The 12,655-nt window shown below is 35.1% G+C and carries 9 protein-coding genes and 1 tRNA gene; all 10 read left to right on the plus strand.

Features of this window, described 5'->3' with window-relative positions:
- Nucleotides 1–17 precede the first annotated feature (17 nt).
- On the plus strand, nt 18–5,762 hold the full coding sequence (locus IPH11_18080; GenBank protein ID MBK6915477.1) for a hypothetical protein: 5,745 nt from the start codon (nt 18–20) through the stop codon (nt 5,760–5,762).
- Nucleotides 5,763–5,791: 29 nt separating this feature from the next.
- Entirely contained in the window at nt 5,792–7,624 is a 1,833-nt protein-coding gene (glmS, locus tag IPH11_18085; GenBank protein ID MBK6915478.1) for a glutamine--fructose-6-phosphate transaminase (isomerizing), read from the plus strand.
- Nucleotides 7,625–7,683: 59 nt separating this feature from the next.
- Nucleotides 7,684–7,756: transfer RNA gene (locus IPH11_18090), tRNA-Phe, on the plus strand.
- A 151-nt stretch (nt 7,757–7,907) separates the two neighbouring features.
- The gene (locus IPH11_18095; GenBank protein ID MBK6915479.1) at nt 7,908–8,444 is read left to right on the plus strand and encodes a hypothetical protein; all 537 of its coding nucleotides are present in this window, start codon (nt 7,908–7,910) and stop codon (nt 8,442–8,444) included.
- Between the two features lie 142 nt (nt 8,445–8,586).
- Nucleotides 8,587–9,483, plus strand: coding sequence for a phosphoribosylaminoimidazolesuccinocarboxamide synthase (locus tag IPH11_18100; protein ID MBK6915480.1), 897 nt, complete (start codon nt 8,587–8,589; stop codon nt 9,481–9,483).
- Nucleotides 9,483–9,776, plus strand: a complete 294-nt coding sequence (locus IPH11_18105; protein ID MBK6915481.1) for a DUF971 domain-containing protein — start codon at nt 9,483–9,485, stop codon at nt 9,774–9,776. Before IPH11_18100 ends, IPH11_18105 begins: the two co-directional genes overlap by 1 nt.
- Before the next feature lie 9 nt (nt 9,777–9,785).
- Nucleotides 9,786–10,382: a CDP-diacylglycerol--glycerol-3-phosphate 3-phosphatidyltransferase gene (gene pgsA / locus IPH11_18110; protein MBK6915482.1), complete on the plus strand. Its 597-nt coding sequence runs from the start codon at nt 9,786–9,788 to the stop codon at nt 10,380–10,382.
- Nucleotides 10,372–10,842: a phosphatidylglycerophosphatase A gene (locus IPH11_18115; GenBank protein ID MBK6915483.1), complete on the plus strand. Its 471-nt coding sequence runs from the start codon at nt 10,372–10,374 to the stop codon at nt 10,840–10,842. Before pgsA ends, IPH11_18115 begins: the two co-directional genes overlap by 11 nt.
- 12 nt (nt 10,843–10,854) lie before the next feature.
- Nucleotides 10,855–12,111 carry a competence/damage-inducible protein A gene (locus IPH11_18120; GenBank protein ID MBK6915484.1) on the plus strand — a complete coding sequence of 419 codons (1,257 nt, stop codon included), beginning with the start codon at nt 10,855–10,857 and terminating at the stop codon, nt 12,109–12,111.
- A complete protein-coding gene (thpR, locus tag IPH11_18125) occupies nt 12,104–12,652 on the plus strand; it encodes an RNA 2',3'-cyclic phosphodiesterase (GenBank protein MBK6915485.1) in 549 nt (182 codons plus the stop codon). The genes IPH11_18120 and thpR overlap by 8 nt, the downstream gene beginning before the upstream one ends.
- The last annotated feature ends 3 nt before the right edge of the window (nt 12,653–12,655 follow it).

The raw sequence follows: 12,655 nt of genomic DNA on the forward strand, positions 1-12,655 counted from the left end.
TTAGAGAAGAGTGCTTAATGAAGATTAAATTGATTCTAATACTGGTTGTGTTTGTTTTGCCCGCGTTTATTTTTTCGCAGCAAATTAAAATCCTCGAGTCGAATAATAAATCCATTAAAATAGAGTTTAACTTCGAAGGGGGGTATCAAATCAGGGACACTCTTTACGAAGGCAAAACTTTCCAGTACATTACTTCTACTAAAGAGTTCTATAGAAACCCAGGTGAACCTTGGCTGCCACTTTTGAATTTAAGTTTAGGTATTCCGTTTAACTCGACTCCCTCGATAAAAATTTTAGTTAATGAACAAAATACTATCACCAACAAATTTATAATTCCATTTCCAGCCGAAGATCCGCTTTTTGAAAAATCTGATTTTGATGAAGTAGATTATAAAATTTATGGGTCAAATAAATATTTCCCAGACAATAAGATCAGTTTCGATGCCGACTACGTTATGCGATTCGCACGAATAATGCCCCTCAAAGTTTCGCCTTATCAATTTAATCCGGTTACAAGAGAACTAAACTATAGCAAAAGAATAGTTATCCAAATTGATTATAACGAAAAAATCCTCTCAGACTTTTTCCCGATTAAAGACGGTTTTACAGATGACTACTTAAAAACCTCAGTGATTAATTCTACCCAGGCACTTCAGTGGATTGGGAAGAAGATTAGTATCCTTCCAAATAATCCACTGGAAGATTATTGGTATGATCCAGCAAAAGATTTTTTCAAAATATATTTAAAGACAAAAGGTGTTTACAGGTTAACTTATGATTATTTAGCTTCAAAAGGGATGCCTCTCTACCTTGGTATGCCAAGTTCAAATTTCAATATTTATAACGATGGTGTTACAATCCCAATTGATATTGTTGATGGCGGAGACAGCACATTTGATCACGGTGATTATGTCGAATTCGTTGGATATCCTCCAACACCCACCCCTTATTCGAATATGAATATTTATAATTTAAGTAATGTATATTGGATATCTTATCAGGAGAACACTACCCCGCATAGATATATAAACACTAATGGATTCCCTTCCACATACAGCAGAACATTTACCTCTGAACCGGAGGTTCTCCATTTTGAGAAAGATTCTTTATACGAACGATTGGGCTATGTTCCAATAGAAATGAGTGGGATGACAGACTATTGGTTTTGGGGTAAAGCTACTGCTCAAAACAGGCAGGCACTTTTTGGGTTTGAAGATTTATTTAAAGAATTTCCTAATCGAAATCTTGATTCCAATTGGGTGACTCTCCGAGTCAAAATGCATGGTATGACCAATTCTTCTTCCTGCACTACTGATCATAAAGCCGAGATAGAATTGACCGATCAATTCATTGGCTCGATTATATGGGATGGACAAAAGGAAGCTACTTTCGAAAAACGATTTTATGTCTCAAATGATAGTATAAGAATCTTTCCAATAGGTAATAGACTAAATGTCTGGGTAAGAGGAGATATCTGTCCTACCACTTCTGGAGTTAATAGTGATGAAATTCGAGTAAACTGGTATGAGTTTGAATACGAAAAGACAAATAGAGTCGATGGTACATACTTCATTTTGAAGAGTCCGAAGAATAGTGCCGGTGTTAATCGTTATTGGCTATGGAATTGGGAAAGTGATAGTATGAAAGTTCTTATCCCTTCAAAGTCTAAAATGATAAAAAATCCCCAAAAGTTTAACGACGATATCAATTCCTTTTTATTCGTTGACACAGTAAATACTCAGACTGAGTATTTCTGTGTTTCTGATAATTCTTATCTATTACCAGATTCGATTGTTCGTAATACGGCTTCAGATCAGAGAAATATTTCGAATGGTGCAGACTATATTATTATCACACATCCTGATTTTATTGAAGCTGCAAATAGACTCGCTGAATTCAGAATAAATAATTTCACTGATTCATCTATTACCAATCCGAGGGTAAAAATAGTAGATGTAAGAGATATTTATAACGAGTTTTCTTTTGGCTTACTCGATCCTTATGCAATTAAATATTTTGTTCAATATGCTTTTGAAAATTGGCAATCTCCTGCTCCATCCTATATTACCTTGATGGGTGATATGTCCTATGATTATCGACATCTAATAAGTACCGATAGGCTCAGTTACATACCTGCCATCCCTTACTTTGCTTCTGGTTATGGACAGGCTGCAAGTGATAATAATTTTGTTGCTGTGACTGGTACAGATCTATCACCTGATCTTGCGATTGGAAGACTCTCATGTGAAACCATAGAAGAAGCAAATATACTTATAGATAAAATTCTTAATTATCCCGGTGATAATTCAAAGGACTGGAAACAGAATGTATTACTGCTCTCATCCGGGTTGAGCTTGGAGGACGAGAACTCATTTGGCTTTAATGATGCAAATATATTATTACAAAATTCTTATATTTATCCGGAAGGTTTAAATACAACGAAAATTTTTAGATATCCGAACAAACCCGAGTACATCGAATTTCAAGGTGAAGGACCCCAAATGCGTGAAGGATTTAATGAGGGGGCAGTCATAGCCAATTATTATGGGCATGGAGGAGGTTATCAATGGGACTTAGTATTTTTGAATGATGATATATACTTACTTGAAAATGGAAACAGGATGCCTTTCATTTCAAGTGTAACTTGTTATACGGCGCACTTTGATAATCAGGACGTTTTTGGCGAACAATTTAATAAAGTACCGGGGAAGGGAAGTATAGGATTTTGGGGCAGTTCAGGGTTAACTTATTGGGGTGTTGGCAAAGATATTAATCAGCATTTCTTTAACGAAGTATTTAGGGTAAGAAATCATATTGTCGGGAAGTCCATATTACACGCTAAGAATCAAGTTGGTAATTCGGGTATTTATGGGTTGCAGCTTGCATTGTTGAATCTGTTGGGTGATCCGATGCTTACTCTTGCCATTCCAACTAATCCAGATTTTGTAATTAACAGTTCAGGCATTACTATTACTCCAAGCAATCCACTTGTTGAAGATACTGTGAAAGTGAAAGCACTTATTCAAAACAAAGGGATTGTATTTTCAGGCGATTCAGTTTTGGTGGAACTTTTTGCTACTTCGGTTGACACATCGTACATGGTCGGTTCCACTAAGCTATCAAGTTTTGGTGAACTTGACTCAGCATTCTTTGACTGGACACCTACTATGAGTGGTTTATTCGAATTAAAAGTCGAAGTTAACAATGATTCGCATCTGTTTGAAGAGGATCATTCTGATAACACTGCCTCATCCTATTTTGCCGTCTTCGATTTAGGTGAACCAAACATTATTTATCCTCTTGATGGTACAAGTACAAGTAAAAATACTGTTGACTTTTTGCTGTCTGATATTGGCTATTATTTGCAATTACCGTTGACTTATTATTTTGAAATTGATACATCAATCGCCTTTAGTTCGCCAATCTTTCGAAGCGCCGGGATTCAGCCGAAAGATGCACTCTTGACTTGGACTACTCCAATCCTCCCTCCAGGTTCCTATTTCTGGAGAACAAGAATTTTTAATGGAGAAGAGTTTGGCAGCTGGAGTGACATTCGAAGTTTTACTGTTAATGGGTTAGATAAAAAAGGATATTATGCAACTGATGGGATTCTGAAATCATTTCAGCTTTATAATATTAATTATTCTGACTCCAGTAATAGCTTAATTCTTAATACTGAGTTACTCCCACCCAAGCCTGATAATAAGAGATTTGTAGAAGATATTATTCCTGAAACTAGTGTAACTGATAGTGTTGATCTTACAACTATTACGACAGATGGTACCTATATATATTTTGCAAATATGTATTTTTTTGCCTATGACCCAAATAAAAACCCAAATGGCTATTCGAAAATATATAAAATTGGCACCGGTAACAATGGTACCATTAAGGGAGAGTATTACGGACCTGTTCCCCAATTTTATGGAAAGATATATAACTCAATTGTTGCATATTCAGATGGATATATTTATGCATACACTGGTGAGTCGTATTACTTAGTTAAAATTGATCCAATCACCGGTGATAGCTCAAAAGTGTATATACCATATGGGATTCTTAGCTGGGATGCAGCCTTGCCTAATGACGGACCAGCTTACTTAACAACAGATGGTAGATATTTTTATAATCTTACACTTCGTGATTCTACCAATAATAGTAAGTATATTTTGAGAACTTTTGATCCGTTGAATAATTGGAAAACCGCGGTGCCAGATTTAGAGTTGGCTGGAAGTAGTTATGTCGGTTTTACAGGATTTTTTTCTGCGATGGGCTATATCTATCCTACCGAATATCTGCTTACAAATTACATTCGGCGAATCAGAAAATCGGATGGATTTTTTGAACAAGAATGGCGTTCGTACGAACCTTTCCAAAGCTACTACTCATGGGCTTATGATTGGGAACACGATGAGGTTTACGCTTCTGTTTACAGATCATCCGGTTTTACTCCCAAGTTTTCTAAGTTTCGCGGCAGTTATACTGATGCTGAAGGTACAATTTATTCCGAGGAGGTTGGTCAGGATGTACTTCAATGGAATACTGTTTCCTACGAAATTGGAAGTGAAGGTTCTCTGGGCACATACAAAGTTGATTTACAAGGGTTGAATAAAACTAATAACGAGTGGGTGACTAACTACCCGGATATCAAATCCCCATTTACTTTAAGTAATTTAGATTTAAGTCAATTTTCTAAGTTGAGATTGTTTGTTACTTTTAGTGATTCAAGTTTTGGAAGCTCAACTCCTCTTGAATTAAAAAATGTTCATTTCGACTATATCGAAAAGCCTGAAGTACTTCTAATTTCCGATAATCTTAAATTTGATCCTGATAGCCTAATGCAGGGCTTTGATATTAACATGGATTTTGAATTAAGTAATGTTTCGCATACGCCGGTGGATAGTGTTAAATTACAATTCTTTCTAAATAATTCTGATACACCTTTCTTTACCCCTGCAGTGAATTTGGCAGGTGATAGTAGTAGCTCGGTTAGCTATGTGATTCCTACATCCGCACTATTATTTGACAATCCTGTTCTAGTGTTTGCTACTGTCCCGACTCAGGAATTTTTCACTTATAATAATATCACTAATAGCGGCTTTTATGTCTCAAGAGATTCTTTAAAACCAAATTTCAATATTACTTTTGATGGAAAGGATATTATTGACGGCGATATTATATCTTCAAAACCGGAAGTTGTGATTACGCTTGAAGATAATAGTCCGCTTCCGCTTGATACAACATTCTTCACTATCGTTCATAATAATGTCCCTTTAAATTTTAGCGACTCTAAAATTCATTTCGATTACACTCCTTATCCAAATTCAAAAGCTACTATTACGTGGAATCCAATTTTGAGTGATGGAAGGCATTCTCTCGAGGTATTGGCAAAAGATGCTTCGAATAATTTTTTCGATTCGACTTCTTATCGCACTAACTTCTCTGTATTTAACGATCCGAATGTAGTAGATGTGTACAATTATCCGAATCCGTTCGAAGATGAAACATATTTTACGTTCAATCTGCATGGTTCAGAGATTCCAGAATCAATGATGATAAAGGTTTATACTGTGGCAGGAAGATTGATAAGAAATTTTATGATTACATCAGCTCAAATAGTCCCGGGATTTAATCAAATTAAATGGGATGGCAGAGATGAAGATGGTGATTTGATAGCCAATGGTTTATATTTTTATAAATTAATTACAAAAATTGCCGGTGAATCAAAAACCATTACTCAAAAACTTGTTAAAATGAAGTAATGTTTATTAATAGAGAATAGGAAAATTTTATGTGTGGAATTGTTGGTTACATCGGTGAAAGAAATTGTGTACCTATAATTATTGATGGTCTAAAAAGACTTGAATACCGTGGATATGATTCTGCAGGTATCGGGCTTATTCAAAACAACAAATCTATTGTAATAAAGAATAAAGGTAAGGTTTCTCTGCTTGAGGATAAGTTAGACGATCTTAATTTGAGTTCAACAATTGGTCTCGGTCACACGAGATGGGCAACGCACGGCATTCCTAACGAGTTAAACGCACACCCTCATAGTAATGGGGACAAAACTCTTTTCTTGATCCACAATGGTATTATTGAAAATTATCAGACTATAAAAAAATCTCTTATTAAAAACGGGTACAAATTCTTAAGTGATACAGATTCTGAAGTGCTTCCTCATCTAATTGACAGCTTTTTAAAAGCAGGGCACAACCTTTTTACTTCAGTACAATTAGCTTTATCCGAAGTTGAAGGCACTTATGGAATTGCGGTTATTTATGATAAGGAACCTGATAAAATTATTGCTGCCAGAAAAGGTTCACCGTTAGTTTTAGGCATTGGCATCCATGAAAATTTTCTTGCTTCGGACGTGACTGCTATTGTGGCTCATACAAATCAGGTTGTCTATTTAGAAGATGGGGAAATTGTTGAGTTGAGAAAAGATACTTTCGATGTTAAAACAATTAATGATGCTTCGATCGAAAAAGAAATTCATGAAATAACCATGAATTTAGATGAGATAAATAAAAGTGGTTACCAGCATTTCATGCTGAAGGAAATAATGGAACAGCCTGAATCAATCAGAAACGCTTTGCGCGGGAGAGTTGTTTTAGAACAGGGAACTGCCAGATTGGGCGGGCTTCGCGAAATTGTTGAAAAACTTGTCTCGGCTAATCGGTTTATTATTTCAGCTTGCGGTACTTCGTGGCATGCTGGATTGGTTGGCGAATACATGTTTGAACAGTTTTTGCGTGTCCCTACCGAAGTTGAATATGCGTCTGAATTTAGATATAGAAACCCAATTGTTGGAAAAGATGATGTGATATTTTTTATTTCACAGAGTGGTGAAACTGCAGATTCACTTGCTGCTTTACGAGAAGCTAAATTCAGAGGTGCAACTGTTCTTGGAATCTGCAACGTTGTTGGGAGTTCAATTGCAAGAGAAAGTGATGCAGGAGTTTATATTCATGCCGGACCGGAAATCGGCGTGGCTTCAACCAAAGCCTTTACAGCGCAATTAGCAGTACTTGCATTAATTACTCTATTTGTTGCCCGCAGAAAAAACATGAGCATGGTGGATGGTAAAGCTATTTGTGAAGAACTGCTTTCCATTCCCGATAAAGTAGAAAAAATATTAAAGTTGAACAAAGAAATTGAAATGATTGCTGAGGAGTTCAAAGATTCAAAAAATTTTTTATATCTTGGGCGCGGTTACAATTTTCCTGCTGCCCTCGAAGGAGCTTTAAAGTTAAAAGAAATATCCTACATACATGCTGAAGGTTATCCGGCTGCTGAAATGAAACATGGCCCGATAGCATTAATAGACGAAAATATGCCTGTTGTGTTCATTGCACCAAAAGATTCCACTTATGAAAAGATTCGAAGCAATATTGAAGAAGTTAAAGCTCGTGGTGGACGATTAATTGCAATTGCTTCAGAAAGTGACGACTCAATACACGAGTTAGTAGATTATACAATAAGGATACCTGACACAATACGAATGTTAATGCCAATACTTACTACCATTCCATTACAATTACTTGCCTATCATATCGCTGTTAAAAAAGGATTAAATGTAGATCAACCAAGAAATCTTGCGAAAAGTGTCACGGTTGAATAATAATTATAAGTTCTCGTTTGCAGATTCATAGTAAAATATTATTTTTGCAGAGCGTTTTCGGGCAGGTAGCTCAGTCGGTAGAGCAATGGACTGAAAATCCATGTGTCGGCGGTTCAATTCCGTCCCTGCCCACTTTCAGGCGATTACCGGGTCGCCTTTTATATTTTGACAAGTTTCAGTAATAAAATTTTTTACCTCTTTCATTTGACATCCAGGTTTTAATTTAAAGTTAATGTTTTTATAAATTTTTTAATCATTTATCATTATTTCAAATGAGTGTGTTATGAAAAAACTTTTTACCTTAATTGCAATCGTCTATTTATTTCCCGCCGCTTTATTGGCACAGAATTCATATTTGATAGTTGAGTCGGGCATCGCCGAACCATTCTCGGCATTCGGAAACACTCATAAAAATGGTTTTTCAAGTGCTCTTAGTTTTGCAGTAAACCCACATTATGAATCACGAGGATTCAATTATTTTCTTACCGCTTCAGTCGGTTACCAAAGATTTGAATCGAATAACGATCCAAATTATGTTAGTCATATTGTGCCTATTACACTCGGTGCTATTTTTCCTTTTGGGCAGGATTGGTTCGTCCCCTATTTAAAAGGCGAGGTGGGTGCTTATATTGGAGAATATGATAATGGATTTGAAAAAGTAAATGAAACTTCATTTGGATTCGCACCCGGAGTTGGCTTTTTCTTTGCTCTAAACCGCTTTTGGGGTTTAGATGTCCAGGCAAAATTTACGAAAGTATTAAAAAAGAATGACGAAATTGGATATTTCGGTTATCATGGCGGTTTAGTCTTTCGTTTCTAATCTTCTCTTTTATTTCGGTGCTCACTTACTTCGCAATTGATTACATCAATTGAAGTGATTAAATTTTTCTATTCTTTGATCTAACGATAGTTGAATAAACAAAATCTCCTGCCTATATTTGTCATAAAAATAAAATACCAAAATGGCTGAGCAAATTATTCTTAAAACTAATTTCCAAAAATTGAAATTGGTTAAACGCGGTAAAGTAAGAGATATTTATGATTTGGGAGAATACTTCCTCATTGTATCATCTGATAGATTATCAGCTTTCGATGTTATCCTGAATCAAGGAATTCCTTTCAAAGGGAAAGTTTTAAATAAAATTTCACAATTCTGGTTTGATTTCAGCAAAAATATTATTGCCAATCATTTGATTTCCACTGATATTAATAAATTTACTCCCGCTTGTGCAGCTTATAAAAATGATCTGGATGGGAGGTCAATGATGGTAAAAAAAACTGAAGTTATTCCTATTGAGTGTATTGTTAGAGGGTACATTTCAGGATCAGGGTGGGTGGATTATCAGAAGAGTGGTTCGATATCAGGTTTAAAATTGCCTAAAGGATTAGTCGAATCTGAAAAATTGTCCGAACCAATTTTTACCCCATCCACAAAAGCCGAAATTGGCGATCACGATCAGAACATATCATCTCTTGAAGCTGAAAAAATAGTCGGTCGAACTAATATTCTAAAATTACAGGAGACTGCTTTAAATATTTATAAAAGCGCTTCGGACTATGCTCTGACAAAGGGAATAATTATTGCCGATACTAAAATGGAATTTGGTTTATACAATCATGAAATAATTTTAATTGATGAACTGCTTACTCCGGATTCATCTCGTTTCTGGTCTGTTGAAAATTACCAAAAAGGAAAGTCTCAGCAAAGTTTTGATAAGCAATTCATCAGAGATTATCTCCTTTCAATTAATTATAATAAGCAGCCACCCCCACCTGACTTGCCCCAGGAAATTATTAAAATGACGAGTCAGAAATATCTGGAAGCACTTAACCTGCTTACAGGGCTCACAGTAAATTAATGAATCCCGTTCGTGTTAAGATGAGCGATAAAAATGATTTGTTAATCAAGTGGGATGACAACTCTGAATCATCTATTTCCATTCCATTACTCCGTAAAAACTGTCCCTGCGCTACTTGCGTTGCAGAAAGAGATAAACAAGGTAAATTTTATATTCCGCTGTTAGAGCCTACCCAAATTTTAATTTCGGAAATCAAAATTGTTGGAAATTATGCATTAAGTATTACGTGGGGTGACGGACATAACACTGGTATATACGAATACACATTTTTGAAAAGTCTCTCAATAAATTAATTTTGAGATATGATTTTACCAAATCAGTTAACAGTCCTCAGAATTATTCTGACTCCTATTTTTTTATTTTTATTTCTTTATGAAAGTCAATTGTTAAAACAAATTTCATTGATTATCTTTTTAGCCGCTGCATTAACTGATTGGTACGACGGCTGGCTTGCGAGAAAATTTAATTATATAACAAGCTGGGGAAAATTTTGGGACCCTTTGGCGGACAAAATTTTGACCTCATCTGCATTTTTCGGTTTTGCTATGGTTGGTTTAATTGCAAACTGGATGGTATCTGTTATTGTTCTAAGAGATTTACTAATTACTTTATTGCGTGTTTACAGCGACTATCGCGGCTTCTCTTTTCGAACTTCAGTGTATGCTAAAATTAAAACTGTTCTTCAAATGATTTTTCTTTATTATTTATTAATAATCTTTGTCCTGAGTAAGAATCATTGGGTTCAATCAAACTATAACTATTTGATTTCATCGTTGCTTGATGAAAACTTGTTATTTTTTCTATCATTATTTATTACTGTGATCACTTTTTTTACAGGACTTCAATATATTTTTGCGAATAAAAATTTAATCAAAAAACTATTTCAAATTGAAAATTAATTTTATTGAAAACTTTTTAGGCTCAGGTTTCTATACCGGGTACATTCCGATTGCTTCCGGAAGTTTTGCAAGTCTCATAGCACTGCTAATCTATTTTACACCCGGATTCGAAAATTATTTCATTCACATTCCATTAATCCTGATATTTATTTTTTACGGTATATTCATTGGGAATAAATTTGAAAAAAAATTTGGAAAGGATCCGGCAGAGTGCACGATTGATGAGGTAGTTGGAATGTGGATATCATTATTATTTTTACCAAAGAGTTTATTTCTAAGTTTAATCGCATTTTTAATCTGGAGAATTTTAGACATTGTTAAACCAGCACCGGCAAGAAATGTTGAAAAACTTAAAGGTGGGGTTGGAATAATGGCGGATGACATTATTGCAAGTACGTATACATTAATTATTATGCAATTACTTGTATTAATCATTAATAAATTGAATTTACATTTTTAGGACAATATTCTAATGAACGCACATATTATTTCTATAGGTGATGAAATATTAATCGGTCAAACAGTAAACACTAATGCTTCATACATTGGCAATATGCTATCCGATATTAATATCATCGTTAATAAGGTCACTGCAATTGGAGATGATGAAGCAGCAATCGTAAAAGAATTCAAAGAGACCTGGGCAACCGATGATTTGATTATTGTTACCGGAGGATTAGGACCAACACACGATGACATTACGAGGTCTTGTGTGGTCAAATTTTTTAATACTGAGTTAATAGAAAACGAGGATGTCTTAGGTGATATAAAATCCCTAATTGCAAAGAGGGGACGAACAATATCAAATATTATTAAAGGTCAGGCTCTGGTTCCTAAAATTGCTCTGCCAATAAGGAATCAGAATGGCACTGCCCCCGGGTATTGGATCGAAAAAGATGGAAAAATTTTTGTTGTTTTGCCTGGTGTACCTTACGAAATGCAAGGCATGATGGAATCTTTTGTGCTGCCTAAACTCGCTCAACTGACTAGTAAAGTAGATTTTGTAATCAAAAAATTGATATTGTTAACCACAGGAATTGGCGAATCGCTACTCGCAGAACGGTTGGGAAATTTAGATGAAATTTTGCAAGGAGCAAAGCTTGCATTCCTTCCAAGTCAAATAAGCGTAAAGTTGAGGGTGACTGTCCAGGAGAAAAATGAAGCAGCAGCAAAAAATAAACTAATTGAAATCGAGCAAAAGATCAGAAGCAAGGTAGGCAGATATATTTTTTCACGGGAAGATGAAGTGCTTGAAAATGTTGTCTCGAGATTATTAATTGAAAGAGAATTACGTCTTGCTGTGGCAGAATCTTGTACAGGTGGTTATCTTTCAAGCCTGTTAACTAACATTAGCGGCAGCAGCAAGTATTATGACCGGGGTGTTATCGCATATTGTAATGCAGCAAAAGTTGAAATTCTAAAAGTTGATGAAGATAAAATCAACACCTTCGGTGCAGTTAGTTTAGAAGTTGCAAGACAAATGGCAGAGGGAGTTAAATCTATAAGCGGAAGTGATCTCGGAATTTCACTCACAGGAATTTTAGGGCCAACTGGAGGTAGTGCTGAAAAACCTGTCGGTTTGGTATATATCGGTTTGTGTGATGATAATGTCTGTACGGCAAAAAAATTTCTTTTTGGAGATAACCGTTTAAGAAATAAACAAAGAGCTGCTCAGGCTGCCTTGGAGATGCTGCGCCGTCATTTACTGGGTATTCCTTTTGATGAATAGATTATTTGTTGCGATACCGATGCCAGAATTAATTCTGAGTAATATTTTTAATTTAATAAATAGTTTAAGCGACAAACAAACTGGTATGAGATGGGAAAAGAAGGAGAAAATCCATCTAACGCTTAAATTTATCGGCGAAGTTCCGAATGAAATTGTCCCATTAATAGTTGAGCAAATTTCATTCCTCAACCATTTTGAGAAAATAAAATTTTCGTTGACTGAATTTAATTTTTTCCCTAACGGTTATAATCCCAAAATTCTTTACATTGGATTATCTAATAATGAAATAATTAATCAAATAGCTTTTGAATTAGACCAGAGATTATTTGAAATAGGAATAGAGAAATCGGAAAAGAGATTTAAACCACACTTAACAATTTTGAGGATTAAAAAACCGGTGTCTGATTCATTCATAAAAAGTTTTAAGTCACTGAATATTTCTTCATTAAATTTTATTGCAAATGAAGTCTCACTATATGAAAGTAAATTGAAGCCTGACGGCTCACACTATAAAAAAATAAAAAAATATTTTCTTAATTAAATT

The sequence above is a fragment of the Ignavibacteriales bacterium genome (assembly GCA_016709155.1).
In the GTDB taxonomy this organism is placed as follows: Bacteria; Bacteroidota; Ignavibacteria; order Ignavibacteriales; family Ignavibacteriaceae; genus JADJEI01.

What these genes read in the sequence shown, in the direction of transcription:
- IPH11_18080 (MBK6915477.1), top strand. Translation starts at nt 18, where the DNA reads ATGAAGATTAAATTGATTCTAATACTGGTTGTGTTTGTTTTGCCCGCG.
- glmS (MBK6915478.1), top strand. Translation starts at nt 5,792, where the DNA reads ATGTGTGGAATTGTTGGTTACATCGGTGAAAGAAATTGTGTACCTATA.
- IPH11_18095 (MBK6915479.1), top strand. Translation starts at nt 7,908, where the DNA reads ATGAAAAAACTTTTTACCTTAATTGCAATCGTCTATTTATTTCCCGCC.
- IPH11_18100 (MBK6915480.1), top strand. Translation starts at nt 8,587, where the DNA reads ATGGCTGAGCAAATTATTCTTAAAACTAATTTCCAAAAATTGAAATTG.
- IPH11_18105 (MBK6915481.1), top strand. Translation starts at nt 9,483, where the DNA reads ATGAATCCCGTTCGTGTTAAGATGAGCGATAAAAATGATTTGTTAATC.
- pgsA (MBK6915482.1), top strand. Translation starts at nt 9,786, where the DNA reads ATGATTTTACCAAATCAGTTAACAGTCCTCAGAATTATTCTGACTCCT.
- IPH11_18120 (MBK6915484.1), top strand. Translation starts at nt 10,855, where the DNA reads ATGAACGCACATATTATTTCTATAGGTGATGAAATATTAATCGGTCAA.
- thpR (MBK6915485.1), top strand. Translation starts at nt 12,104, where the DNA reads ATGAATAGATTATTTGTTGCGATACCGATGCCAGAATTAATTCTGAGT.